Below are 26,419 nucleotides of genomic sequence, written 5' to 3'. Positions count from 1 at the left end.
CAAAATAATCAAGACATTTTCATCTTTTTCCCCACATTTTCCCGCATTTTTCCTACAGAAGTCGTCAATCGCTTGGCAATCGTCGAGCGGCTGATTCCCGAAATCCCAGACAATTCATTGATGGAAAATCCTTTTAAATAATGCAAATCGACCAATGTTCCCAAATTCGGCGAAATGCCGTTCAGCATAGAATTCACCTGCTGTTCATCAAATAGTTGCTTATCGTTCTTGGCGGACAGCTCGACTTCGTAATGGAAATAGCTTTCGCAAACTCGCTGCGACCTGGCAAGTCGGCGAAGTTCGTCATTGCAAAGATTTTCGGCGACCCGCAACAGCCACCCGGACGGATTTTGCAGCTCCCTAACCTCTTCAAAGTGCGTGTGCAGTCGCAAGTAAACATTTTGCATCAAATCCTGAAGGGCAATCCCGGGATGCAATTTATTCTTGCACAATTTGTAAATTTGAAACCGATGTCGATTCCAGAAATTCAATATATCTTGATTGCGAACAGGCCCTTGAATGCTGGCCATATATTTCCGTCCATTCCCAGACATACGAAAAGCGACAGTGCAAAAGATATATTTTCAACAGGAGCTTTAGATTGAAAACGAACGAAAAAAAAACTTTGGCAACCATTTGGTCGCATTTGATGTTCGGCGTTCTTCTCTGCGCCGCATTCGCCTCTGCGCAAAGCTTTGAATCCATTGATCTCAACGGGATGCAGCCGCCCAAAGTGGAAATCCGTTATCCCGAAGAAACGACCCGGGAAGGCTCTCTCGTTTCCGTCCGAATCACCATTCCCGACGGTTGGCACGTCAATGCAAACATTGTCGCGGACGATTTTTTAAAGCCGTCCACCCTGAATATTCAAGCGCGCGGCATCCAATTTGGCGACCCCATTTGGCCGGAACCCATTAAAGAATACAGCGAAGCGCTGGATTTGGAAAATCTGGTTTTCAAAGGAACGCTGACCGTTCAAATCCCCATCCAAAAACTTGAAGCCGATTACGACACGAGCACGACCAATCTGGATTTCGGATACCAGGCTTGCAGCAACATTTGCCTAGCTCCGCAAACCGTCCACGCCTCTCTGGAGCTGAAATCCTTGGGACAGAGTTCTCTTTCTTCCCCCGCGCTCGACTCTCCTTCAAAAAAAAACGATTCTGAATCCCTAACGCTGCTGTTGCTGCTTGCCTTTGTCGGCGGGCTGATTCTGAATTTGATGCCCTGCGTTCTGCCCGTCCTCTTTTTAAAGCTCTTCAGCCTGATCCGCAACGCCCAAGAAACCCGCTCACGGCTTTGGCTTCTTACAGGCGCGCTCGTTCTGGGCGTACTGATTTCCTTTTGGATTCTCGCCGGAATCGTCGCCCTCATCAAAGCGGGCAGCGGAAACGCGGGCTGGGGTTTTCAATTCCAGAACCCGGGATTCATCGCCTTTATGGTTGTTTTACTCTCCGCATTCGCCATGAACCTGTTCGGCGCCTTTGAAATTTTCCTTCCCGGAAAAACGCTGACCCGCATGGATGCGGCTACCCGCAAGGAAGGTTTAGCCGGAGCCTTCTTCAGCGGCATTCTCATGGTCCTTTTGAGCACGCCCTGTTCCGCGCCCTTTTTGGGAACGGCGATGGGCTTCGCCTTTACGCAGAGCACGTCCATTCTATTCCTGTTCTTCACCGTCGCCGCCATCGGACTCGCTTTCCCCTACATTCTGGTCGCCATCTTTCCCCAGATTCGCCAAATTCTCCCGAAACCCGGAAACTGGATGACGATTTTCCAAAAAATTTTGGGAGTCTTTCTGCTGGGAACGGCTATCTGGCTCGTCTGGGTCGCATTCCAAATGATTGGTTCGTCCGGAGCCGCCATCATTCTCGGCTTTGGCGTGATCGCCATCCTTTTCTCCCTGGCTTTCGGCAAAATCGCTAGACCCGACAAGCCCTTTGTTCGAGAACCCGTTTTGTTAATCGCATTCTGTCTGATTCTTCTAGCCGGGTGGTTCTTGTTCGGAAAAGTCGCCATCGAAACCGCTATCAAAGAAAAAGCTCGCATTGCAGCAGAAGAAACTCTGAGTGATGACGGCTGGTATCGCTATTCCCAAAAGACTTTTGATGCGTTTGCCAACGAGAACCGGGTAATCTTTGTGGACGTGACGGCGGACTGGTGCCTGACTTGCAAGACCAACGAAGCGGTCGTTCTTTCGAGCGAAACGGTCCAAGGACTTTTCGCCCAAGCCGACGCGATTTTAATGCGGGCGGACTATACGCTCGAATCGCCGGAAGTCACCGAGCTGCTTCGGAAACTGGGTCGCAGCGGCGTTCCCGCCTATGCTGTTTACAAACCGCAGACCGCTTCGTGGAATGTCCTGCCAGAAATCCTGACCACGGATGCCATCGAGAAAGCGCTGAAGTAATTTTTTAAAGCGAGAACTTTCTTTCACAAGGGGATATTACGCCAGCCGAATCATCTTGGTCAGTTTGTCAAGGGTCGTGTAACGCATCAGGGAAACGATTTCTTCTGCGTTCTCGTTCTTTTTGTTTGAATTCTTATTTGCCATGATTTAGCACCTACAACAAGTTGAAAATGGTTGGCAAAATTCGGGTGGCGGCCTTGCCTACGGCTAGGAGCGGGGGCCCTACCCCGCCCCTAGTCCGAGTCCCTGAGGCAACGAACGGAAAACCCGATCTCCTTGCTGTAGTACTGCGAGCGCACGTACGTGTCGACGTAGAAGAAGTCCCAGTTGTACGCATTGACGCTGCTGTGCTCCGTACGACTCCAGAAAAAGGCGTAGTAGTCGGCGTTGTAGTAATTGCCAACGTCAAAGCGGTTGCCCGCTGGCAACACGGAAAAGCCGTATTCGTCCGTGCCGTTGCCATTATTGTACCAACCACTCTTGGACTTGAGCTTTGTTCCGGCGACATCCTCACCGCCGACAGCCGTGAACAGAGTTTTCCATTCCGTGTCGCTGGGCAAGTGCCAGCTTTCGGGACAAACGCCGCGAACCGGTTCCTTTGCAGAGCACGTTACGTCGTAACCGCAGCCCTTGCCGCCATCGCCGAATACCCCGGCACTGTCCATCGCCGCAGCCCAAGTATAGAGCCGACCATACTTGGCACAGGACTCCTGTTCGTCGTTGTAGCAGTAACTTTTAGCGGTTCCTTCATTGTAATCATAGTTCAAGTTCTCCGCCATCCAAACTTGATTTCCGATTTTAACGGACTTGTAAATTTGTCCATCGCGTGCGTCTTTGAACATTTCATAGGAAATCGCAGGATTCAGATATTGCCAATTCTCCTTTTCTTCAATCCACTTCTGTTCCCAGCATTGGTAGGAAATCCCGTTCACCGTAATCTTCTCGCCGTCCAGCGCTTCCGAACACACCACGATTTGGTTGTCCGCGCAAATTTGCGTTGCCGGATCGTAGGCTGCCGCTCCGCACATGGCCTTATACAGAGTCGTCGTCGAGGCGTTCTCCCCTTCGCCGCAGGTCACTTCCACAACGCCATCGCCCAGGTCGGCTATTTTGCAGCCCGAGCCATTTTCACCGGTTTTCCCCTTCTCCCCATTTTTCAATACGCCAATGGTATCGCCGCCGCATATAACATTAAATCCGGAATTGTCTTCTAAAGCTACGGCAGTGCAACTTGCGCCATCTTGGCCTTTTTCACCCTGAATTCCCTGCTCGCCCTGCTCGCCCTGTTCGCCTTTTTCGCCCTGTTCGCCGTTCAGCAATACGCCGATGGAGTCGCCACCGCAAAGAATCTTGTAACCGTTCTCGATGGCTTCCGCTGTGCAGCCTTTTCCATCCGAACCCACTTCGCCGTCGGTTCCATCCTTGCCGTTGGCGATGACTCCCACAACTTCGCCGTCGCAGCGGACTTCAATTCCGCCATCCACCGGAATGGCTGTGCAGCTGGAACCGTCCGAGCCATTCTCTCCATCCTTGCCGTCAGCCCCAGCTTCCCCCGTTTCGCCTTGTTCGCCCTGTTCGCCCTTGAGCGTCGTCCATTTTCCGTCGGCGCAGTAATAAACCTGCGCGGAGTCCTCCGCAAAGACGATTTCGCCCACGTTCTCCTCGCCGCAAGCGGGCAGCGAATCCCCCGCTGCAACGACGGCGATACCGGTGGTTTCCGTGATGTTGGTGGTATTCTCGTCTCCGCAAGCTGTGAGGAAAATCGCCGCAGATGCAGTAGCGACAGCTAACGAAAGTTCTTTTTGCATGGTTCCATCTCCTTTAAATTATGCCTGGCGCAGCTCACGCCGGGATGATTGGGCAACGACTCGATTTGTCATTTTATTTCATCCCTTTTATCACTCCAAATGTAAACAAACAAAAAAAAAAAACATTGTCAAGAGTTTTTCGGAATTTTCTGAAATTTTTATTCTTTGGGGAGGGAATCACCCATTTGAAAGCTTCTGAGGAAAGGGTAACAGCCAAAGCGCAGTTGATGACCGAACAAAAAGCTCTGCCAAGCCGGAATTCGACCAGACAGAGTTTTTAAGTTTTGAATAGGGCACGCGTTTTGGAAAGGCGAATTCAAACTTGTTCACCGGTTTGCACAGTCTTGTAAACCTGACCGTCGCGGGAATCGGTGAATGTGCCATAAGAGACTTCCACCGACGAGGAACTTATCTCTGTCGAGGAAGAACTTGAGCTGCAGGGTTCCTGCAAGTCATCGATGTCTAACTTTTCCCACTTGCCGTCGTCGCAGACATAGACCGCGTTCAGCGAGGAGAGCAGAACCAAGTCGCCCTCGCGGCTGTCCGTGCAAGCGGGAAGGTCGTCGAGAGATTCCACGGAGGGGACGTCTTTTGTCAAATACATTCAAAACCGGCGCATGGCGTAATGCGTCAGTTTTTCTTTGTCTGAAAATATTTCTTGTTCCTAATGCAATCGATTTTTTGAATCGCAAAATTTTCGGTCGCCCCCTCAACTGAAGCCGCTTTTCCCTTGCCCAAACTTCTTTATTTTCCAAAAACAACGCGCAAGGTCATTTTTTTCCTTTCCCAAATCTTCAAATTGAAATAGATTTAAACCCATGAAAGTTGCTCTTCTTACGAATGAATTTCCCCCCGACATCTACGGCGGTGCCGGCATCCACGTTCAATTTTTATCCCGCGAACTCCGCAACCATTGTGAAATCGAAGCGCGCGCATTCGGAAGCCAGAACGATTCCGAAAAGAATTTAAACGCCATCGGTTTTTCACCCAAGTTGAATTCCCAGCCCGCCAATCCGAAATTGTCCAAAATTCTGAATCCGTTGGACATCAATCTGCAATGGATGAGCAGCCTCCAAGAAATTGACGTGGTGCATTGCCACACCTGGTACAGCCATTTTGGCGGTGTTCTCGCCAGTCGCCTGCTGGAATGCCCGCTGATTTTGACGACCCATTCCTTGGAACCGCACCGCCCGTGGAAAGCGGAACAGTTGGGAAACGGCGGTTACCAGATGAGTTCCTGGATAGAACGCACCGCTTACGAAGCCGCCGACGGCGTGATTGCGGTTTCTAACGAAATGAAGCGGGACGTGATGGAACTCTATGGCGTTCCTGCCGATCGAGTCCAAGTCATTTATAACGGCATCGATCCCGATTTTTACAAGCCGACTTTTGAACCGGAAGTTTTGGATAAATACGGCATCGACAAGAACAAACCGTTCATCCTTTTTGTCGGCAGAATCACCCGTCAAAAGGGCATTTCGCAACTGATCAGCGCCATTCCCCACTTGAAAGAAGACGTGCAGGTTGTGCTTTGCGCCGGTGCGCCCGACACGCCGGAACTCGCCGCGGAATGCGAAACAAAAATCCGTGCGCTACAGGCGACCCGAAAAGGAATTTTCTGGATACAGGAAATGATGCAGCACAAGGAATTGCGCGTTCTCTATTCATACGCATCCGCCTTTGTGACCCCATCGCTTTACGAACCCTTTGGCATTATCAATCTTGAAGCGATGAGCTGTGGAACTCCGGTAGTTGGCAGCGCCGTCGGCGGCATTCCCGAAATTATTGTCGATGGCAAAACAGGATTCCTCGTTCCATTTGAAGCGACGTCTGCGACCAATTTTGAACCCAAAGATCCCGAAGTTTTCCAACACGCCCTTGCCGACAAACTGAACGCCCTGTTGGACAATCCCGATATGGCAAAAAAATTCGGCGAAGCGAGCCGCCAAAGAGCGGTAGATGTATTCAGCTGGAAAAGCATCGCCAAGCAGACTTTCAATTTTTACGAGACGACCATTGCCCGTTATAAAGCGGAAGGTCCCCGAAAGTGTACAAAATGAAGTAGCTAGGGATTAGAGGGCAACTCTGTTTCCCTTAAGCCGAATTGCCTTTTCCAAGACAAGGAGGCCTTCTCAATATTTTATCTCGCCATTTCAAATTCCGGTGGTCAAAGCTGCCGCAGCATTCGCATTCCACGGATTTCAATGAAGAGTGCCTTTGGTTCTTCATCAACATGTGTGGGTGGCTTCGCCACCCTTTTTTGTTGACTTTCGCCTAAATTAAACAAAAAATGGGCTATTTTCTAAAATTTAATCGCCAAAAAAAACAGAAGAAAAAGCCCATGTCAAAATTATACAAATCCATCTTCAATGTCAACGGCTGTTCAGTCGTCAAGCAGGAGCAAACCGACACCACGGTCACCATCACGGTAAGACTCACCAAGGGCAACGCCAGCAGGTGCGGCTGTTGCGGGCGAAAAGGGAAACTCTACGACAACGGCCGGGAACAGAGGGTGTGGCGGACGCTCGATCTCGGCACGAAAATGGGCTTCATCAAGATGGACACCTACAGGGTGAAGTGCAGGAAGTGCGGCGTAAAAACCGTGAAGGTGCCGTGGGCAAGCCACAGGTCAGGCTTTACCGACGCCTTCGAGCAGCAAGTCGCATGGGCCGTATGCAGCATGTCGAAAAAGGCTGTCGCAAAGCAGCTACGCATCGCCTGGAATACCGTGGGAGAAATCGCCGACCGCGTATGGGAACGCCTGGACACAAGGCCTATCAAGGCAGGCTGCATCTTCAGGCGCATAGGCATCGACGAGACCAGCTACAAGAAAGGGCACAAGTACATAACGGTGGTAGTGGATCACGACAGGCGCTGCGTGATCTGGGTACACGAGGGCTACGGGAAGGAGGTGCTGGACATCTTCATGAGGGAACTCAGCGAAGAGCAGCGCAAGGGCGTGGAGCTTGTGACTTGTGACGGAGCCAAGTGGATAAGGTCAAGCATCGAGGAGTTCCTGCCCAATGCCGAACGGTGCGTGGACAGCTTCCATGTCGTACAGTGGGCGACAGAAGCCCTGGACAAGGTCCGTGTGGAAGCCTGGAAGGAGGCCCGCAAGGAAAACCGCAATCAGAAACGGGGCCGAGGCAGGCCCACGAAGGATAGCGTCCCGAAGGACCGCACCGCGGAGGGGATAAAGAACTCCAGGTACGCTCTGGGCAAGGCTCCAGAGAACCTTAACGAAAGCCAGCAGAGAAAAATAGAACTCATAGCAAGCCGCTATCCGCGTCTCTACAGGGCATACCAGCTCAAGGAGGAACTGCGCATCATCCTGAAGATGGGCTATGACGATGCCAGGGAAAATCTGGACAGGTGGCTGTGGCGTGCAAGCCACTCACGCATCGGCTCAGTAAAGGATCTGTACGCAAAGATCAAGCGTAACTACGACGGAATCCTCAACACAATCAGGCTGGGCGTGTCAAACGCAAGGATCGAGGCGACGAACAACAAGATAAAGCTACTGATACGGACTGCCTATGGCTTCAGGAACATGAACAACATGCTGTCGCTGATAATGTTGAGCTGTTCCTATGTCGATGTAAAGATAGCCTACGAATGGGAATCGGAATCGAGAGAATCATCTAGCAAGGCTGCCTAAATGCTACCACACATGTTGATGATGCCTCCCTTTTTCTTGGCCTGTTGTTGAGTTTGTCCTGTATCCACCGGACTTTTTGCGGCGAGATTCCCTTGAACGACTCCTTTTTCGGCAGATACTGGCGTATGAGTCCGTTCATGTTCTCGTTTGCCCCGCGTTCCCAAGAGTGGTAGGGGTGGGCGAAGTAGTATTCCACGCCAAGTGCCTTGGCGATATCCAGATGGCAAGCGAACTCCTTGCCGTTATCCGACGTGATGGTGTATAGGGGGAAGGTCTTCCGGTAATCCCTGAGGGCACGAACCAGAGTTTTCTTCAGGTCGTCGGCATTTTTCGTTGGCAGGTACCGTATCAGGCAGTAGTTGGACATCCTGTCGTTGACTGTCAGCAAGTTCGCATCGTGGTCCGCACTGTTGATCAGGTCTATCTCGAGGTCGCCGATGCGGCTCTTCTCGTCGACTATCGCGGGACGGTCGTCGATGGAGACCCGGCCTACAATCTGGCCTCTCCTGTCCTTCTTCTCGCCCCTCTTGCGGTACGGCTTCTTTCCATGTCGCAGATGCGACCTGAGTTCCTTGTCGCATTTCACGTGCCTGTAAATCGTGGAAACGCAGGGAACACCCACCCCATCACTGCTCAGACGTCCATTCACCTGTTCGGGCGACAGGTCGTCCTTGATTTGGGCATCCACTATCTTCCAGTCTTCCGCATCGTACACGTAATGCACGTGGCTTGTGGCCGCCAGTCTAGTTGCTCGATTATGGGCTTTTTCGGGATCGTAGTGTATGCGACCGCCGTTCCGGGATATCTCCCTGGACAGGGTCGGTTCCTTTACGTCGAGCAACTTTGCTATTTCTTTTTGCATTAAGCCCGCGGAAAGCAGGGCCTTAATTTGGTATCTTTTATCTCGGTCGAGTCTCATCACCTCACCTATTTTTTTAGCTGAAACGGCAAGGTAGAAAAACTCGGCCATTCCCCAGGGGCTCGCCCCTGGGGAAATTTTCTTTCCGGATTACCTTACATCAGTTGCATTGGCGATGAAAACTCGCGCGTCTTTAAAAATTTTCCGTCCGCATGAAAAATGGAAATATTTACCAAGCCATCTTCTTTCAAATAAAACAAAATGCCTTCGCGTGAAAAAATAAGCAAAGCGTTATCCAAAGGATGGCCAACTTCAGAAAAAAGCGATTCCTTTTCCGTATAGACGGCAATATCCAAATTCAAAAATTCCATCCGGCCTAGCAAAAAACGATTTTTAGCGCTGTCCTCTCCTTTCGTTTCCGCCGATTCTACAATCAATTTTTCGCGGCGAATTTTTCTCCAAAGGGTATCGTTTTGACGCAAAATACAGACGTTTAAAATTTCTCCAGGCTTTCCCCGAAAAAAAGACAAACCCGATTCCAGCGATTTTCCGGCAAGTGAAATTCCATCCACAGCAAGCAGCTTGTCTCCGACGGCAATTCCCGCTTTTTCCGCAGGCGCATCCCGCACGACACCAACCACTTCAAAACCCGCTTCAAAAGGATAAACAGCAAGGCCTATTCCGCCAAAAATTTCCGTCGCCAAAGCCGCTTTGATGAAAACGGCAAAATAGAATCCAAATTTTCGCATCGTCGCGCCCTCTTTGCTTTCAAAACATCACCGAAAACATCTGAATTTAAACGAAAAATCGCACCCGGCAAGGATGCGATAAGAAAAATTTCAAAACTTTAATCGGTTAATCGTTTTACGCCGATAGATTTTGCCTTTTGAATTCTTCAACGCCAGCTCCTACAATCCGGCTGCGCCCATTGCCGACCGGAATAACTTCAATATGGTTGGGAATCCCGTCTTTCACCAAATCCACATGAGAAATAACGCCAATCTGCTTGTCGCCGCTTTCTCCTAAATTGCGCAAAACATCAATGGCTTTTTGCAATTTCTTTTCGTCCAAAGAACCAAAGCCTTCGTCCAAAAATAGCGTGTCAATTCGAACGCGTTGGCTTGCCAACGAAGAGAGTCCCAGTGCCAGCGAAAGGCTGACCAGAAAAGATTCCCCGCCCGACAGATTCGCCACGGGTCTAGCCATTCCACATTCCGCATCATAAAGCCCCATATTCATGCTGTTGTCATATTTCAACTTGTAACGCGGAGCCAAAGCGCATAAATGCTTGTTTGCAGCGACAATCAGTTTTTTCAAAGTCAGCTGCTGAACATAATTCACAAAAAGTTTTCCGTCGGAACTGCCGATAAGCTTGCACAGCGTATCCCAAATATGGAACGTTTTTTCCTGCGCTTCTTTTTGACGCAGGAATTCCTCCGCCCGTTTTTGCGCATCTCGATTCACGGATAATTTATTCGAAGTTTCCATGATCCGGGAGTCCAAATCTTTCAATTCCTTTTCCAGTATTTCCAACTTGGAAGCTACGGTTTGCAGAGTCGCTTGTTCCGTTTCCGCAGAGCGCAATTCATTCAGCTGCTTTTCCGCTTGTTGCAGCTGTCCGCTTTTGGCGGCATATTCCGCAGTTACCTGCTCCACTTTTTGCAAAAGCTCCTGACGATCCTTTTCGGAAACAATCGCTTTTATCACATCGTCTTTGGTCGCAAAACTGCATTCCCGCAATTTTGCCATAAACGCTTCTTCCAAACGATTTTTTTCCTGTTCGACCTTGGACAAGTCTTCTAAAATCATTTGCAACTGAGATTTTAAAGAGGTCAAAAGTTGCAAATTTTGATTGTAGTCCTTTTCCAATTCTTTTTTCCGACAGACGAGATTTTCAATTTTCGCAGCATATTCCTGCCGATCGGCGGCGACATCTTTATTTCCAAAAAGTTTTTCCCGATTCAAGGAACGTTCTTGCAGATCCTTTTGCTGCTGCAATAGATTCTGCTCCAAATTTTGAAGATCCGCATTTTCCGTTTCCATGCTGGCCGCCAAAGATTTTTCGTCAGCATCCAAAATGTTCAGCTGATTTTTCGCATTATCGATTTTCAGAATGCAATTATTCCATTCCGTAATCCATTGACGAAGTTTGCATAGCACCGTCTGCTGCTGAAGCAAATCCTTTTCGGCAAATCCATAAGGTTTTAATTTTTCCGTGACGGATGCCAGAATATTTTCTACAGCCAGTTTCTTTTCTTGAACATTCTTTTCACAAGCCAGGACATTTTCCTTTCCATGATTCCATTCGTTAAGACTCAGCTCTTCCGCGGATTTGGCTTTTTCATAAGCGCTTTGCAAATGATTCAAACGGGCGGCTGTCGCCGAAATTTCCCCAGCAAAAACGGGTTCGGTGTGCGGCAAATGAAACGGATTTCCACAGACAGGACAGGTATCGCCATCACGAAGAGAGGTCTGCACAAATAGCGCAATTTTATGGATGTCATTTGAAAAACTTTTATCCCTTTCCGCGGCGGCATTCTTGTATTCTGCAACTTTTATCCGATAGTCTTTTTCCAACTTATCCAATTGCACCTTCGCCGTTTCCAAAGAACCATTCGCTTTTTCAAAATTGTCCTGCGCCGTTTTCCATTGTTGCAACCGGTCGGCAATCACCGCGATTTCACTTTCGAGCGCCTGATGCGAAGCATGCTCCTTTTTATAACGGAGATTCGCATCCAATTCCTTTTCAACAGCCGCCCGCCGCGTTTTGCAGCTTTCCAGCTTCAACAAAATCTGCTTGATGCGATTCTTTTTGTCGGCAATTTCAGATTCTTTTTCCTGGCAGGATTTTTTCAAATTCAATATCTCGGCATCCCATTGGGAAACTTTATCCCGAAGAGCATCGCGATTTTTATTTTCCCGTTGCAAAGCTTCTTCTTCTTGACTCCACTTTTCCAAATCGGATTGAAGTCGTCGCCCGTCCTCTTCCTTCAACGGAATATCTTTCTGCAATTTTTCCTTTTGACTGCACTTCTGTGCATAATCCATTTGAGTGCGCTCCAGCGTATCCCAAACAGGTTTCACTTCCTGTGCCTTGTTGCCGCGATCAAGCCTTTGTCGAACTTCTTTCAATTTTTCCTTTTCACTCTGGAGTTCTGCAAAAGCCGATCGCAGTTCCTGACATTCCTTTTCCGCTTTTTTCAATGCCAGCAAGCTGCTCTGTAGATTTTCGTATTTTTTTTGCTCTTCGGTTTTTGTTTTTTTCGTATTCTTCGCCGATTCCATCCAGGCTGTCATATCCCGCAATTCACTTTCTGAAAGCAACTGGATATCGGATAATTGCTTCGCGATAGAATCTCTTTTTTCCTTTTCTTTTTTGTTTCGTTCAAAAACTTCCTGGGAAATTTTCCGATAAATTTCTTGCCCGGAAAGTTTTTCCAAAATAAGGGCTTTTTCATCCCGGCTGCTTTTCAAAAAGCTGTCAAATCCGCCCTGCGGAAGCATCACCGCTCGCATAAATTGGTCAAAATTCAGACCGACGACTTCTTCAATTTTTTTCCCGACTTCATTTTTTTTGTAAACATCGTCATGAGCAACAAACTGTCCCTTTTCAAAAAACAGCAATTTCCATTCGGCATTTTGAATAGCCCCCGTGGGACTGTTCCGGCTACGGTGAACGCTCCATTTTACTTGATAACGACGTCCCAGCGATTCAAATTCCACTTCGGAAAAAGTTTCGCCCGTTCCCGAAGTCATTATCATTTCCGAAATGCCATCGACTTTCTGCTTGTCCGCAACATTCTTTTGCCTTGGCGTTTTCCCATAAAGAGCCAACGAAATCGCATCCAGAATCGACGTTTTTCCCGAACCCGTCGGTCCCGAAATCGCAAACAGGTGATTGCGTACAAAAGACGGATCGTCAAAACGAATGTTCCATTCTCCCGCCAAGGAATTCACATTTTTAAAATGCAGACTTAAAATTTTCATTCTTCTTTTCCTTCTTGGAGTTGCTTCAAAATTTCTTGAAAAGCTTCTTCAACCTGTTTTTTCAATTCCGGGGGCAAATTTGCGCCATCGCTATCTTGCAAGCGCAAAGCAAAAACCTCGGACGGAGAAAAATCCGAAAGATCCCTTTCCTCTTCCTGAAATTCAGAATTGCCATCAATCCGAGCGACGTACTCCGCTTTGAGCAATTCAAGATCCGTTTTTTCAAAATCCGCCAAAAGGACGTTCCGCAAATCCCCGACAGCGCCCGCCCCTGCAAATTGCACACGAACCCAAGCTTTGGGCGATTCCTGGGCGGCAAGTTCCATTTTCCGGCGAATGTCCTGCAAATCATCTCCGCGAATCGTCAGCAATTTGCGGAATGTCGGAACCTGAATTTCACGGACAAGCGGCTCCTTTCCTTCTTCAAAATCCACCAGCAGGACCGCATTTCCCCGATTCGCTTCGTCAAATCCCATCGGTAGAGGAGAACCGGAATAGCGGATTCGATTTTCACCCGCAACTTTCTGCGCCCGATGGATATGCCCCAAAGCAACATAGTCAAAATCCGACGGAAAAATATCCATATTCACATTTTGCAGATTTCCTACCACCGAGTATTCCGTATCGGCAGCGTTTTCCGAAAGGGACGCTCCCGCCGCATACAAATGCGCCATAGCGACAATCGGGCAATTTTTTCCCAAAGTTTCCCGTTTTTGCAAAGCGATTTTTTTCAATTTTTCAAAATGCGCGCGAGTTCCCTCCCGTACAAATTCTTCGTTCGTTGTCGGTTTTTCGCTTTCCAAGCTCGCTTGAAGAGCCGCATCCCGCAAATAAGGAGCCGCACAGACGATGATTTGAGGATTTTTCGCCGACGGCAACGCAAAAACTTCATTTTCAAAATGCGTTTCCTTGTTCGGAGTCGCCACAACGCGCACGTTCAGCAATTCCAAAACAGAACTGGCCGCATTCAATGTCGAAGGCGAATCGTGGTTTCCCGCCGTAATCACCACATTTTTGCAGCAGGTCCCATTCAATTCCGTCAAAAAAGAAAAATACAGCTCCTGAACCGCATTGCTGGGCGAACCCGTATCAAAGACATCGCCAGAAACCAAAAGCGCATCGACTTTTTGATCGATAATTGTTCCTTTCAACCAATCCAAAAATTTTTTGTATTCATCTATGCGAGAACGTTCGTGCAACGAATTGCCCAAATGCCAATCCGAAGTATGCAAAATTCTGTATCCAGTACTCATGCCCTAAATCTAAATCCGTTTTCCTGTCAAAATTGACAACTGGATACCCCCCAATTTGTTCTGCATCACACAAAACGCCGTTTCCATTTCATGCAGCCTAAAGATGAAGTGTTCAGCTAGCGGTCCCTGCCCTTCGACAAGCTCAGGGACCGTTGGTTGGTGTGCTTCGACAAGCACTACAGCCGTTTGTCGAACTAGTCGAATAGCCGAAAGGGACTGACAACAAGCCACTCCCAAGCCGCCGATTTTTGAAAATGAATTTTCAAGCACAACATTAAGAACGTTCTCAAAAATAATTATATTGTGAATGTGAAAAAATTTGCCGACATCTTTCAATACACGCATTTCCGCAAATTCCTTGCAGAATACCAGAATGCCCGTTCTCAAGTCGAGCCGGGATTCAATCGCACTTCCATTTGCGTCCAGCTGGGACTTCCCAAAACCAGAAGCTATTTCGCCGATGTTCTCCGCGGGAAAAAAGTTTCCCCCCGCATGGTGAGCAAATTCATTGAAATTTTGGAACTGGACAAAAAAGAAGCCCGCTATTTTGAAGCGATGGTTCAGCTGGATCAGGCCAAATCGGATGTTATTCGCAAAGAAGCCATGGAAGAGCTGCTCAAAATCAATCCGAATCCGCAAATGCTTTTGCATTCCGACGCTTACGAGTATTATGCGGAATGGTATCACAGCGCGCTTTTCGCCATTCTCGACGTCATCGATGTTAAAGACGATCTTTCTCCCGTAGCCAAACGTATTTTTCCCAAAGTCACTCCGGGCAAATTGAACGAATCCCTTGCGCTTTTGAAAAGACTCGGACTTGTTCGCCAAAATGAAGACGGCTTTTGGAAACCGACCCAAGACGCCATTTCCAGTGGGCCATACAACAATCAGGAACTTATCCGCGAATATCAGTTGCAATGTTTTGAACTCTCTAAAAAGGCACTGCTTTCGCCGGGGAAAAATCCGCAAGTGATGAGCACTCTGGTTTTCAGCATTTCCCGCAACGCGTATCGGGAAATCGAAGCCGAATTGCAGCAGTTCAAAGCCAAAACCCGGCAAATTATCGCCCAAGACAAAGCCAACGCTGACGGCGTTTACCATCTGAACATTCACCTGTTTTCCAATCTGGACGAGGAGGGAAAATGAACTTTCGGCATTCCCTTTTAATCGCAAATCTTTTCGCCATTTACTTCGCCGCTTGCAGCAGCCAGGATCACGCCGGAGTGCTTACCGAAACCGAATCGGGCCAAACACTGGCGGGCATCATCACCAATCCTTCTGGATCGCCGCTTTCCAAAGTCGCCGTCTATATGGTGAAAATCGGATTCAACGCCGTCCAAGATTCCGTCCTTTTAAAAACCGAATCCGCTGAAGACGGTTCGTTTGTACTCCATTCCGAAAGAATTCCCACAGGGACATACACTATCCTTTTTGAAAATGAAGAAGAAGATTCGGGAGCCAAAGCCAGCATATCCCTGCAAAATTCCGACACGCTTCCATTTCATCAGGTCCTTCTTCCCTATTCGCAAATCGCGATTTCTCTTTCGGGATTCGGGCTTTCCGAAAACGATACCGTGTGCATTCCGGAAACATTTGCCTGCCAAACGATTTCCGCAGAAGACGTTCAAAACGACATTGCCGTCGTTTCTAAAATTCCCGCCGCCGATTATTCGCAACTTCTTGTTTTTAACGGCGAAGCGTTCAGCATTCCCGTTCTCTGGAATATCGATAGCGGAAACGTCTATGCGGCAAATTCCGCCGAGGACGATTCTGCATTTTCCATTTTGAACCATCTCCGTTTCGCCAAGGACAGTCCCATAGAACTCCCCGACACCATCCAAAATTTCGAAGTCTTCCAAAATGAAAAAGTCGCCATTTCTTTTTGGGTAAAATTGCCCGAAGACGCCTTTGGTGCAGACTCCAACGTCGCCCTCTTTACCGCGATGCAAGATTCCTTGGGATTTGTCGTTCGGCAAAATTCCAGCAATCAAAAGAAAGCCATTGGAGTGGAGCTTTTTGTGAAAGCGGATTCGCTGGTGATTTCCGACACGACCATTTACGGTTCCATGAAAATTCTGGATGATGCGTGGCACCAGATTGCCGTTCTCTTGAACGGAAAGCATATCGCTGTGATGCTGGACGGAGAAGTCATTCGGGACACGGATTTTAAACGCGAAAATGGATTCGGCAATTTGACAAATTTCATCATTGGCGATTCCCGGCTGAAAGGAACAATCGATATTTTCCGCTTATACGACGGGGAACAAGATTCTTTATGGATGCGCACGCTGTATAAAATGGAAAAACGGAACCGGATTTAAAATGAACAAGAATCATATCGCCAAAGCCATTTTTAGAGGCGGCCTTTTGGGGGAATATGCGTCATTTGCAGTTGCAAAGATTGCGGCTCGTCTTTGCAAGAAAATTGGGGCTGTTTATGAAACAACGGAAGTATCCGCGAGTTTTACCCAAGGAACAACTTGAGCTTCCGTTAAGGGCATTTCCTTTGCTCCGGCATATACGACGGTCCTCTGTTCGGGTGGAAAACCAGAAATTTTTCCCCAGAAATTCAAGTTGTCCAGAAATTCACGGTTGAAAGTTTCGCCCGACTTGATTTCATATGCAAAGGGCATTCCATTTCTATCTTGAATCAGATCCACCTCGTGACCAACATTGTCTCGCCAAAAAGAAAGCCGAGGCTCCTTACCCTGATTCAAGGATTTTTTCATAAATTCATTGATGACCAAGTTTTCAAACAAACTACCTCGCGCAAAGTGCGATTTCAATTGGTTTGCGCTATCGATTTCAAGTAAAGAACACGCAAGGCCAGTATCGTAAAAATAGATTTTTGGTGTTTTGACAAGTCTCTTGTTAAAGTTGCGAAAATCCGGTCTAAGACGGTAAAGGATAAAGCTAGCCTCCAAAACCGAAAGCCAAGAATTTATAGTGGGCGTAGAAACGCCGCACTCGTTTGCAAGCGAAGACTCGTTCAACAGTTGCCCGATCCGCCCGGCACACAATTTCAGGAATTTTACAAACAAATTCAAATTCCCTACATTTTTGACCGTTCGCAAATCTCGTTCCACGTATGTGCGCAAATAACTGGGGTAAAAGTCCGTAGGTGCAATTCCTTTGTCGAAAATGCGGGGATATCCACCGGTGAAAATTTCATCGTCCAGCGATGGCGGGAGTATTCCTGCTGCCTTCAGTTCCGAATGCGAAAACGGAAGCAAGTCAAGCAAGGCGACTCGACCGGCTAGGCTCTGCCCCAGTTTTTCCATCAGCAAAAAATTTTGCGACCCACTCAAGATATACATCCCTGTTCGACCGACTTCATCAGCGTGGGTCTGCAGGTAAGAAAGCAACCCCGGAACACGTTGCACCTCGTCCAGAATAGCTTTGTCAGGATGCATCCGGATGAATGCCCGCGGATCCCGCTCGGCGAGGTCACGCTCGTCCAAGTCTTCCAAGGACACGTAATCATAATCTTGGAACAAATTCCGTAAAAGGGTGGATTTCCCAGATTGCCTCGGGCCAGTTACAGCAACAAATGGGTACTGGTTTGCCAGTTTCTGAACTTTCTCTTGCATTTCACGTGAAATCATGGAATACCGCCTTCAGACTTTTTTACAAATATAAAACCGAACTTTAAAATTGTAAAGACGGCGTTTTGATTAACCACGGTCACTTTCGTTTTTTTGAAGAGGTTAATTGTAAAAAAAAATTGCCGAAAGTACGCCTTTTTGAAGAAAAGACTTGCCAATGTTTTTTTTTGTTTACATTTGCGTCTGCTAAATCAAAAAAAAGGAGTTATTATGAATATCATTAAAATAAATCGCCTAGAACTAGAATTGGACAGAATCGCCGATTCTTATGTTCAAAACGCAATCAATCATCTGAAAAACGACGGGATTGTGCAAATTGTTGATAAAGTTGGAGTCATGGGTGAAATCAATTCTCCAGAACAATTGGAAGTTATGGAAACTTTCAACGGGCAATCGTCCGTAGAACACTTCAAGGATTACGTAGAAAACTGTAAAGAAGCTGGACGTCGTTCATTTTCAAATTTTAGGCAATAAAGGAGTTTTCAATGAAAAACAGTGTTATACATATTCTTCTGTTACTTGTCACCTTTGTGGGAACATGCGCGGCGACAAGTCCGATCAAATTAGTTTCTCAAGACGCCTGTAGATGGGGCGCAAAGTCGGAAGGTGAGGGAGAAAATAAGCATATAGTAATGGACAAAGGTTGTCCTCAATATTATACAAAAAAATGCAAGAACGTAAATGTAAAATTCAGCACAAAGAAAGAAGATGGAGAAGACATCTTGATTGTCGATTGGAATGCAGTCACCAAAACTCCAGACGGCAAGATGAAAAATAAAGGTCAAACAAAATTCGTTGTCGGCGAATACGATGGCGAAGAATATTTATACGTGTACGAGGCTCGAGTAGATTGTAAAGGTCCCAAATGTAAAGTAGCAGAAGACGGTATGAAGGCCTTTTATTCTATTTTCTCCGCTTTAGGATTAGCCTCTCCCAACGCCGCAGACATTTGGAACAAGACCTATGGAGTTGGAATTGAAAATGCTATGTCCAACGCCAACCACGATCCTACAGAGGGAATGGAACTTCAATTACAAACTCTTATGATAAATGGGTTGGGAGGGAATGCTGCAGTGAGTATGATCAACGAAATTATGGATCCTATAGTTTTCAACCAATTCATAATTGAATTAACTAGAAAAATACCCTGTGAAGAGTAATTAAGTTGCGTCGTACAAAGCAACTAATTAAATAAAATTGTTTTCAAAATCCCGACCTCAATCCGGTTCGGGATTTTTACTTCGTGCAACAAATACCGGTCCTCTCAAAATTTCACAAAAACAACTGCGATAATTATATCGCCAAGGAAAACGCCCTATCAAGCAAAAGACGTGGATTATTTTTCGGCTTGGTTTTGTATATCATTTGACGATGGAAAAGATATCTTCATTGTCAATTGGAACGCGATTACAGAACATCAATCAATGTGTCAAATCAAGATGTTCCTGTTGTATTCTGATTGGAATTTTTGCCGAGCGGCAACAATAAAAACTTTCGGCCATCAATCTTGACAGCAAATCCTGTTTTTGTTAAATCCCTTTCAGCTGGAGGCTTGTATCGTCATCAGCATCAGCCAAAGTATTGAGCGAACGAAAAAGACGGGAATGGAGATGTCGGATTTTATCCGATTGACAGGAAACATCATCCTTTTTCAAACAAATGACAGCTCTGTCCAAACTTTCCGGCAATTCATACTTCACGGTTTGAAATAGGGGCTAAGCCCGAAAAAACGTTCGGTTGTCCGTGCAGTCCATATAAAATCGCACTCGCGTTTTGTCCGCCAGCCCCATCTTTGATTCAATACAACTTCCCCATCTAAAGCGAGAATTTCCAAAACAAATCCTAACCGTTCCTCTCTTCGACGCTCAAAACAAACAATCTTCCGTTTTCCACTTTGAACTTGATTTCATACGATGCGAATCGGAAGCCGTAAACGCGAGCCGGATTTTCCTGGTAAGCCGGGCGCGGATCGTCGGCGAGGATTTTCAACAGGGATTCCCGTTTTTCGAAGGCGACTTTTTCCAGCTCGGTCTGCGGAAATTCAAGCACCAACGGTTCGGGGCACAAGCTGTCCGTAAAGCCTCCGGCAGCGTCCGGAATGGCATCTGCGTATGGCAAGTACGGTTTGATATCGACTATCGGCGTTCCGTTCAGCAAATCCGCTCCCGAAACGGTGATTACCGGGCCTTCTGCCGTATTTTCCACATTCTCGATTTTTACTGCGGACAAGGCGATGGGATTTGGCCGAAAGGAAGACCTCGTGGCAAAAACCCCCATCCGCACATTCCCTCCCAATCGCGGAGGGCGAACGGTCAAGGCAGACTTTGTCCGAATATTTTCGGAAAAAATCCAGATTAACCACAAATGGGAAAATCCTTCCAAACCGCGAATTGCCGCCGCATCGCGAAATTCCGGTTCAAAGACAATCTGCGATTGGAGTTCCTTAAGTATTCCGCTTTGCCGAGGAATCCCAAATTTTTCCGGGAAATCGGAACGGATGCGCGCTATCGTCTGGAAGGTAAAATGCGAGTTCATCGGAACGTATATAGCAAAATTTTCTAGCTTTGTTTCCATATGAAATTTTCCGATTTACCTTTAGACGAAAGACTGCAACGAGCCATCGCCGAAGCCAATTATACCCTTCCCACACCGATTCAAGAAAAAGCCATTCCTCCTATTTTAGCGCGCAACGATTTAATGGGAATCGCCCAGACAGGAACGGGAAAAACCGCCGCATTCGCCCTGCCCATTTTACAAAATCTTTTACAGGATGGGGCAAGAAACACATCCAAATCCATTCGCACCCTGATTCTGCTCCCGACGCGCGAACTCGCCATTCAGGTTTCGGACTGCTTTGAAACCTATGAAAAATACACGAAACTGACCAGTGCCTGTATTTTTGGCGGAGTCAGCGATACGCCGCAAAAGCGCGCGCTTTCCCGAGGCGTCGATATTCTGATTGCCACGCCGGGACGCTTGCTGGATTTAATCAACCAGCGAATCGTCAGCCTGAAAAAACTCGAATTTTTTGTTCTGGACGAAGCGGACAGAATGCTCGACATGGGATTCATCCACGATATTCGCAAAATCGTCGGGCTTCTTCCGGCGCAGCGCCAGAATCTTTTTTTCAGCGCGACGATGCCGCCCGAAATCACAAAGCTCGCCGCTTCCATTTTGCGTTCAAACCCCGTACGAATTGAAGTCGCTCCGCAAAGCACGCCGATAGAGCGCATCCAGCAAGAACTCTACCGCATCGACAAACGGCGCAAAGGCGCTCTTCTCAAAGAATTGCTGCTCGCCCATCCCGAGATGAAAAAAGTTCTGGTCTTTTCCAGAACAAAGCACGGAGCCGACAAAATCGTTCGCGTTTTGGAAAAAGCGGGAATCACTTGCGCCGCCATTCACGGCAACAAAAGCCAGAACCGGCGTCAAGAAGCTCTTGGCAATTTCAAAACCGAGCAAATCCGCGTACTGGTCGCAACCGATATCGCCGCGCGGGGAATCGACGTGGACAATGTTTCCCATGTATTCAACTACGACCTGCCCGACGTTCCAGAAACCTTTGTACACCGCATCGGCAGAACCGCCCGAGCAGGCAGGGACGGCGTCGCCATTTCATTTTGCGCCCCGGACGAAGAACAGGATTTGCGGGCGATTGAACGCTTGACTCGCATTCAAATTCCAGAAGGCGACCCGAGCATTTTAGAAAAGCTGCCCCCGCCACAAAAGGAAACCCCTGAAAGCGAAGCCCGAAATTCCCGTTGGAGAACTGGAAAATTTTCAAACCGACGTGAAAAACGCCCGAAATCAAAAGAAGGCGCCGAAAGAAATCCAACGCCGAAACGCCCAGAAAATCAGCAGAAATTGCCCAAAACTTCCAACGGCAAACGCTTGGGTAGCCGAGCGCGCAAACGTCTGCGCGCAGAACAAAACAGAAACCGGACAAACGCCCAAAACTAAAGGTTTCCCATGACAAAGAAAATCCTGATAATGGTCGCCAGCCCTAAACAAGAAAAAAGCGGAACTCTTGTGCCGACAAGAGCATTCGTCGATGGAATGCTCGCCAATGGCGATTACGAAGCGGAATATGTTTTTATAGACCGTCTGAACATTAAGCCCTGCCGAGGATGCCTTACCTGTTGGGGTCGCCCGGACGGAAGCTGCTTTATCAAAGACGACGACGTGCCCGCAACACGCAAAAAGTTGGAAGAAGCGGATATCGTCATCTGGAGTTTTCCCTTGTTCCTTTTCAGCATTCCCGGACAGATGAAAGTGCTGATGGACCGCATCGTGGGAATGGTTCACCCCTATATGGGGCAAAAGCTCAACGAACCCGAAAGCATGAACAAGCCGATGCACGGGCTTCAAAATCAAAAACCGGGGCAAAAAATCATTTTGCTTTCCAGCTGCGCCTGGTGCGACTTGGATGTCGTTTACGAACCGATTGTTCGCCAATTTGATATCATTTTGGGAAAGGGCGGCTACACCCTAATCGCTTGTCCGCAAATGCGGGCATTGCATCACCGCGGCGGAAAACGCCGTCTTGATATTTTGCGAAAAAATTATGCGCAGGGCGGAGCGGAACTTGCCAAAACAGGAACGCTTTCTCAAGAGGCCATCGACTTGATGCAAAAGCCCCTCTTTGGCGAGGAGACTTACAAAGAGCTCGTCGTGCAATTCGTGACTCACATGTTTGATCGGGACGATAATTTTTAATCCTTGCAAAGGCATCTCTGAAAATGGCTTTGACGATTGCTTCGACAAACGGTCCCTGAGTCTGTCGAAGGGCGCTAAACACAGTTTAGACTTGCCCCATTTCAATTCATCATTTTAAACAATAAGTTCAATACTTGAATAGTATTAGTCAAATTTTCCCCGAGGATTTAATTTTGGCTACATCAAAACGCATCGGAGAAAATATGAGATTCTATAAAATTCTGACTCTCGGCTTTGCCGCCATCACCGCCATCCTTTTTTGCGCTTGCGAAAAATCGAACTCCTGCACTTACAATGAAGAAGGGGGTGAACTCGTCTGCGTGGAAAAAATTTACAAGACCGCAAAAGTGGGAAACAATATCTGGCTGATGGAAAATCTCGCCCGCTTGTCGCTGACCGGCTCCAGCCACTGCTATAACGACTCCGCTAAAAATTGCCAGCTATACGGCAGCCTGTATCCCTTTGAAACCGCACAAAAAATTTGCCCCGAAGGATGGAAGTTGCCCTCTCAATCCGACTTCGAAGCATTAGACGCCAACGCTTTGCAAAACAGTAAAACGGGATTCCGCTATTACGACGGCAAATTCGTGGACTTAAACGAAAGCGGAAGTTTTTGGACCAGCGATTCCTACGACGATTCCCGCGCAACGCTTGTGCGCGTAACCGACAAGGTTTCTTACGAGCATTTCAACAAAAACATTTCCGCATCCGTTCGCTGCATCAAGAAATAAGCGAAGCCATTGAAAGCCGTTTAAACTTTCCTTGAAATTGAAGAGTTCAGCGTTTGAAAACATCGACGCTGAACTTTTTTATTTTCACAAATTCCCCGCTCTCGTATTGTTTGCGCCAAAAATCATTCGCACCAGTTCGGACCAACCATATCATTCATCAGAATGCCTTCCGCAAAAATCGCAAAGTCCATTTCCAAATTCTGCCGCTCGGGAAGCAACGAAAATTCGCACCCCAATTCCCAACTTTTCTATACTTCCAAAGAGAAATCCCTTCCTTTGGAAAAGCCATGAATTACAAAAAATTAAAAGAAGAACCGCTGAAAAGTGCCGTCTATGGAGACTGGTTTTCGGATTACAAATACACCCAGCTGGGAAACATCGACTTTGTCATTGCCAAGCACCTGACCAAGGGCGGCTCCCGATCGCTTTTCGATTCCATCGACAATGACGGTTTGAAATCCATCCTGTGGGCAGAAGCAAAGCAGGGAACGAATCACGACATTTACGAAAGTTTTGTGCAGCTCATCCTGACGATTGGCAAAGAAAGGACCTTTGAAAAATACCTGCCGCCCAAATACATCGGCGCGTTCGATGCAGAAAAATTCGCCTTCATCGAATACCACCAGATTCAAGAAATCTTTTTTCAGAACGACTTCAACTGGACTGTCACTCCCTCCAATCACGACACGAAGGAATTCAAGCAGCTTTATACTCTCTGCAAAAATTCCCTGGAAGAAAATTCCATCCTGTTCCGTTACGAAAATCAAAAGGAGGAGTTCAGAGAGTTTATCCGGCTGAATTTTAAAACCGACAAGGACGTTTCGGAAAAAATCGCCGTCACCAAGAACAATTTCACTTTCGTGTTCCAGAAATGGTCGGAAAAGGTGAAGCCCTCCATTGCCGTGGACTGGGAAAAATCCAACAAGAGCGGGATTATCGCCGCCGACTTTTTCTTGGCGGATTTGCTTTCCAAGGACGGCGAGTCGCTCAAGGATTCGCTCTACGTGGTGTTGAAAAACACGAAGTATGAACTGGCGAAAAAGCTGGACGAGGACGGATTCTTAACGACGAAAAGCGTTGGCTTTACCGACAAGCAAAAAGCCTACAAGGAATTCTGGAATGTTTACGAGAGGCCGCCCAAGGAAGAATACTGGGACTACATCATTGCGCGGCGGGATTTGCTGGTGCCCCAGGACATTCGGGAGCGGAAAGGCAGCTTTTTTACTCCCCAAATCTGGGTGGAAAAATCCCAGGCGTATTTGGCCCAAGTCCTCGGCGAAACCTGGCAGGACGACTATTACATTTGGGACTGCTGCGCGGGCACGGGCAACCTTTTGAACGGACTTGCCAACTACGACCGGGTGTGGGCAAGCACCCTGGACAAACAGGACGTGGACGTGATGACCGACCGCATAGCCAACGGCTGGCGCATGGCAGAAAACCACGTGTTCCAATTTGATTTTCTGAACGACGAGTTTTCCAAATGCCCGGAAGAATTGCAAGAGATTTTGCACGACGCGGAAAAGCGGAAAAAGCTGGTGATTTATATAAATCCGCCCTATGCGGAAGCGGGAAATAAAAGACAAATTTCTGATACAGGGCAGAACAAAAGTAAAGTTTCATTTGAAAATAAAGTTTATGATAAATGGAGTGAAATAATTGGAACTGCCGCAAGAGAAGTGTATGCAGAATTTTTAATTCGCATTTATACAGAAATTCAATGTTGCAAACTGGCACAGTTTGCAAAATTGAAGGCACTTTGCGCCCCCAATTTTGCAAAGTTTCGCTCTGTATTTCGGGCGGAACTAAAAAGCCTTTTTGTAGTTCCTGCAAACACTTTCGATAATGTGAAGGGACAATTTCCCATCGGTTTTTTTATTTGGAACACAGATACAAAAAATGAAAAATCTACGGAGATAAAACCTTTGCCAGAATATGTTGCAGACGTTTTTGATTCAAATGGAAATTATTTATACAAGCATTCTTTTTATTCATATAACAATGTCAAATTTATGCTGCATTGGATTAGACAGTATTATGACAAAGATGGGGATTTTATTGGATACGTCCGTGTAAATGGACAAGATATGCAAAACAATATGGGGCTGTTTCTTACAGTAGATCTTACACCAAATGATTTACGGGCGCATTTTTATTTCATAATAACGAAAAAGAATTTAAGGCAACCACTAAAAATAGCATAGAACGCCGTCATTCCGGCATTTTAATGTCGATTTATTCGTAATTTAGCCGTTTGATGGGCCTTTTCGGCTCCGGTTCCCGGGCGTTTCCGCCCGGAGTATGCCCCGGAGGGCGCCCGCTATGCGGGCTGGGCGCACTTCTCCCGTGGTCGTTTCGGCCCCTTTACGAGGGTGGCGAATCTCGATATGTTGTACACGAACACGCTCCCCATGATTGTAGCCTTCGCCCTGGCCATGCCGATAGTCCGTATGAACAGTCCCATGCTTCCGAATATGAACCCGTAAACATGCTCGACCCGGGCGCGGATGTGCGACTTCTTCCGGTTGTTCCTCTTCTGTTCATCGGTGAGCGGATGGTTGCGGTAGCCCTTCTCGCAGACGACCTCCTCGTAAGTCTGCGGCAAGGCGTCCTTGCTGTTCAGATAACCGCTGTCCGCATGGACTCGCTTCACGTCGTTCTTGTCGCCCTTGGTAAGCTTGCCGTACACGTTGCTGTCGTGCACGCTGGCGTCGGTGACCATCGCCTTCCTCACGAACTTGTGCTTCACGTCCACCAGTGTGTGGAGCTTGTAGCCGAAGTAGTTCTGCCCACGTTTCTGCACCCAGCGGGCGTCGGTATCCTTCTGCCTCAGTTTGTTCGGGACCTTTTCCCATTCCTCGGGGATATTCCCCTCCTTGATTGTCCTGTTTTCTTCGGGGGTATTGCGCTGGCGCGGGGCCTCCACGATGGAGGCGTCAACGATGGAGCCTTCCTGGGCCTTGTAGCCGGCCTTCTCCAGTATCTTGTCGAACGTCCTTATCAACTTGTCCCAGGCGCCGGTTTCCTTGTATTGCTCGAAATAGTTGCGTACGGTGTTCTCGTCGGGTACGGTACCGTTCAGGCCCACGCCGACAAAGCGCATGAAGGAAAGTCTGTCCTTCAGCTGGTATTCCACCTGTTCGAAGGAAAGGTTGTAGAGATGCTTGAGTACCAGCACCTTGAGCATCGTGCGCGAACCGAAGCTCTTGCGCCCGGCGTTGCTGTGGCACTCGCGTGCCTCGCGGCCTTTTTTCTTCACGTAGGCGAGAATGTCGTCAAATTCTTTCCAGTCGATAACCTCGTCAAGTCTCTCCAACGGATCGCCCTTCTTTGAAAGCTGCGAATAACGGTCCGTAAGGTCAAAGAAGCTGAGCTGGTTATCCATAAGGGCATCC

General features: G+C 47.7%; 22 protein-coding genes. 12 read left to right on the top strand and 10 right to left on the bottom strand.

Translation table 11 applies throughout. From position 1 onward, the window contains the following. Positions 1–8: 8 nt before the first annotated feature. Entirely contained in the window at positions 9–530 is a 522-nt protein-coding gene (locus tag BGX14_RS10430; RefSeq protein ID WP_158223297.1) for an RNA polymerase sigma factor, read from the bottom strand. 71 nt (positions 531–601) lie between these two features. On the opposite strand from BGX14_RS10430, the gene BGX14_RS10425 reads away from it, so the two are divergent. Further along, positions 602–2,407, top strand: coding sequence for a thioredoxin family protein (locus BGX14_RS10425; protein ID WP_233126518.1), 1,806 nt, complete (start codon positions 602–604; stop codon positions 2,405–2,407). A gap of 233 nt (positions 2,408–2,640) precedes the next feature. Here BGX14_RS10425 and BGX14_RS16160 read toward each other — a convergent pair whose 3' ends face one another. After that, entirely contained in the window at positions 2,641–4,215 is a 1,575-nt protein-coding gene (locus BGX14_RS16160; protein ID WP_095879857.1) for a fibrobacter succinogenes major paralogous domain-containing protein, read from the bottom strand. A gap of 20 nt (positions 4,216–4,235) precedes the next feature. On the opposite strand from BGX14_RS16160, the gene BGX14_RS10415 reads away from it, so the two are divergent. Next, positions 4,236–4,496 (top strand): hypothetical protein, encoded by a 261-nt coding sequence (locus tag BGX14_RS10415; RefSeq protein WP_095879856.1) that lies wholly within the window; start codon positions 4,236–4,238, stop codon positions 4,494–4,496. 35 nt (positions 4,497–4,531) lie between these two features. On the opposite strand, the gene BGX14_RS10410 is transcribed toward BGX14_RS10415, so the two are convergent. Further along, positions 4,532–4,813, bottom strand: coding sequence for a hypothetical protein (locus BGX14_RS10410; protein WP_143159444.1), 282 nt, complete (start codon positions 4,811–4,813; stop codon positions 4,532–4,534). A 220-nt stretch (positions 4,814–5,033) separates the two neighbouring features. Here BGX14_RS10410 and glgA point away from each other — a divergent pair, with 220 nt between their 5' ends. Next, positions 5,034–6,275: a glycogen synthase gene (gene glgA / locus BGX14_RS10405; RefSeq protein ID WP_073305171.1), complete on the top strand. Its 1,242-nt coding sequence runs from the start codon at positions 5,034–5,036 to the stop codon at positions 6,273–6,275. A 281-nt stretch (positions 6,276–6,556) separates the two neighbouring features. Next, a complete protein-coding gene (locus BGX14_RS10400; RefSeq protein ID WP_158223281.1) occupies positions 6,557–7,873 on the top strand; it encodes an ISL3 family transposase in 1,317 nt (438 codons plus the stop codon). On the opposite strand, the gene BGX14_RS10395 is transcribed toward BGX14_RS10400, so the two are convergent. The 4 genes from BGX14_RS10395 to BGX14_RS10380 form a co-directional block, all read right to left on the bottom strand. Next, positions 7,857–8,792: an IS30 family transposase gene (locus BGX14_RS10395; RefSeq protein ID WP_158223296.1), complete on the bottom strand. Its 936-nt coding sequence runs from the start codon at positions 8,790–8,792 to the stop codon at positions 7,857–7,859. The genes BGX14_RS10400 and BGX14_RS10395 overlap by 17 nt on opposite strands. A 95-nt stretch (positions 8,793–8,887) precedes the next feature. Next, entirely contained in the window at positions 8,888–9,481 is a 594-nt protein-coding gene (locus BGX14_RS10390) for a S41 family peptidase (protein ID WP_095879854.1), read from the bottom strand. 115 nt (positions 9,482–9,596) lie between these two features. Next, the gene (locus BGX14_RS10385) at positions 9,597–12,719 is read right to left on the bottom strand and encodes an AAA family ATPase (protein ID WP_095879853.1); all 3,123 of its coding nucleotides are present in this window, start codon (positions 12,717–12,719) and stop codon (positions 9,597–9,599) included. Next, entirely contained in the window at positions 12,716–13,972 is a 1,257-nt protein-coding gene (locus BGX14_RS10380) for an exonuclease SbcCD subunit D C-terminal domain-containing protein (RefSeq protein WP_073305175.1), read from the bottom strand. The genes BGX14_RS10385 and BGX14_RS10380 overlap by 4 nt, the downstream gene beginning before the upstream one ends. A 309-nt stretch (positions 13,973–14,281) precedes the next feature. On the opposite strand from BGX14_RS10380, the gene BGX14_RS10370 reads away from it, so the two are divergent. Then, entirely contained in the window at positions 14,282–15,118 is an 837-nt protein-coding gene (locus BGX14_RS10370; RefSeq protein WP_095879852.1) for a TIGR02147 family protein, read from the top strand. Beyond that, positions 15,115–16,293, top strand: a complete 1,179-nt coding sequence (locus BGX14_RS10365; RefSeq protein WP_073305180.1) for a LamG-like jellyroll fold domain-containing protein — start codon at positions 15,115–15,117, stop codon at positions 16,291–16,293. The genes BGX14_RS10370 and BGX14_RS10365 overlap by 4 nt, the downstream gene beginning before the upstream one ends. Positions 16,294–16,407: 114 nt before the next feature. On the opposite strand, the gene BGX14_RS10360 is transcribed toward BGX14_RS10365, so the two are convergent. Then, the gene (locus BGX14_RS10360) at positions 16,408–17,577 is read right to left on the bottom strand and encodes an ATP-binding protein (protein WP_095879851.1); all 1,170 of its coding nucleotides are present in this window, start codon (positions 17,575–17,577) and stop codon (positions 16,408–16,410) included. A gap of 210 nt (positions 17,578–17,787) precedes the next feature. On the opposite strand from BGX14_RS10360, the gene BGX14_RS10355 reads away from it, so the two are divergent. Beyond that, positions 17,788–18,051, top strand: coding sequence for a hypothetical protein (locus BGX14_RS10355; RefSeq protein WP_073305184.1), 264 nt, complete (start codon positions 17,788–17,790; stop codon positions 18,049–18,051). An 11-nt stretch (positions 18,052–18,062) separates the two neighbouring features. After that, a complete protein-coding gene (locus BGX14_RS10350; protein ID WP_073305186.1) occupies positions 18,063–18,737 on the top strand; it encodes a hypothetical protein in 675 nt (224 codons plus the stop codon). A gap of 682 nt (positions 18,738–19,419) precedes the next feature. Here BGX14_RS10350 and tsaA read toward each other — a convergent pair. Further along, the gene (tsaA, locus tag BGX14_RS10345; RefSeq protein WP_095880348.1) at positions 19,420–20,112 is read right to left on the bottom strand and encodes a tRNA (N6-threonylcarbamoyladenosine(37)-N6)-methyltransferase TrmO; all 693 of its coding nucleotides are present in this window, start codon (positions 20,110–20,112) and stop codon (positions 19,420–19,422) included. Positions 20,113–20,151: 39 nt separating this feature from the next. On the opposite strand from tsaA, the gene BGX14_RS10340 reads away from it, so the two are divergent. The 4 genes from BGX14_RS10340 (at position 20,152) to BGX14_RS10325 (ending at position 25,228) form a co-directional block, all read left to right on the top strand. Next, positions 20,152–21,537 carry a DEAD/DEAH box helicase gene (locus tag BGX14_RS10340; RefSeq protein WP_095879849.1) on the top strand — a complete coding sequence of 462 codons (1,386 nt, stop codon included), beginning with the start codon at positions 20,152–20,154 and terminating at the stop codon, positions 21,535–21,537. A gap of 9 nt (positions 21,538–21,546) precedes the next feature. Beyond that, positions 21,547–22,293, top strand: a complete 747-nt coding sequence (locus tag BGX14_RS10335; protein WP_073305190.1) for a flavodoxin family protein — start codon at positions 21,547–21,549, stop codon at positions 22,291–22,293. 203 nt (positions 22,294–22,496) lie between these two features. Next, positions 22,497–23,024 carry an FISUMP domain-containing protein gene (locus BGX14_RS10330; protein ID WP_095879848.1) on the top strand — a complete coding sequence of 176 codons (528 nt, stop codon included), beginning with the start codon at positions 22,497–22,499 and terminating at the stop codon, positions 23,022–23,024. A 287-nt stretch (positions 23,025–23,311) separates the two neighbouring features. Continuing rightward, positions 23,312–25,228 carry a hypothetical protein gene (locus BGX14_RS10325; RefSeq protein WP_095879847.1) on the top strand — a complete coding sequence of 639 codons (1,917 nt, stop codon included), beginning with the start codon at positions 23,312–23,314 and terminating at the stop codon, positions 25,226–25,228. 116 nt (positions 25,229–25,344) lie between these two features. Here BGX14_RS10325 and BGX14_RS10320 read toward each other — a convergent pair whose 3' ends face one another. Continuing rightward, positions 25,345–26,409: an IS5 family transposase gene (locus tag BGX14_RS10320; RefSeq protein ID WP_095879174.1), complete on the bottom strand. Its 1,065-nt coding sequence runs from the start codon at positions 26,407–26,409 to the stop codon at positions 25,345–25,347. Positions 26,410–26,419: the final 10 nt, after the last annotated feature.

Source organism: Fibrobacter sp. UWS1, assembly GCF_002300445.1.
Classification (GTDB): domain Bacteria; phylum Fibrobacterota; class Fibrobacteria; order Fibrobacterales; family Fibrobacteraceae; genus Hallerella; species Hallerella intestinalis.
Note: the sequence above shows the minus strand (reverse complement) of the source record. Positions and strands in the feature narration are given on the sequence as shown.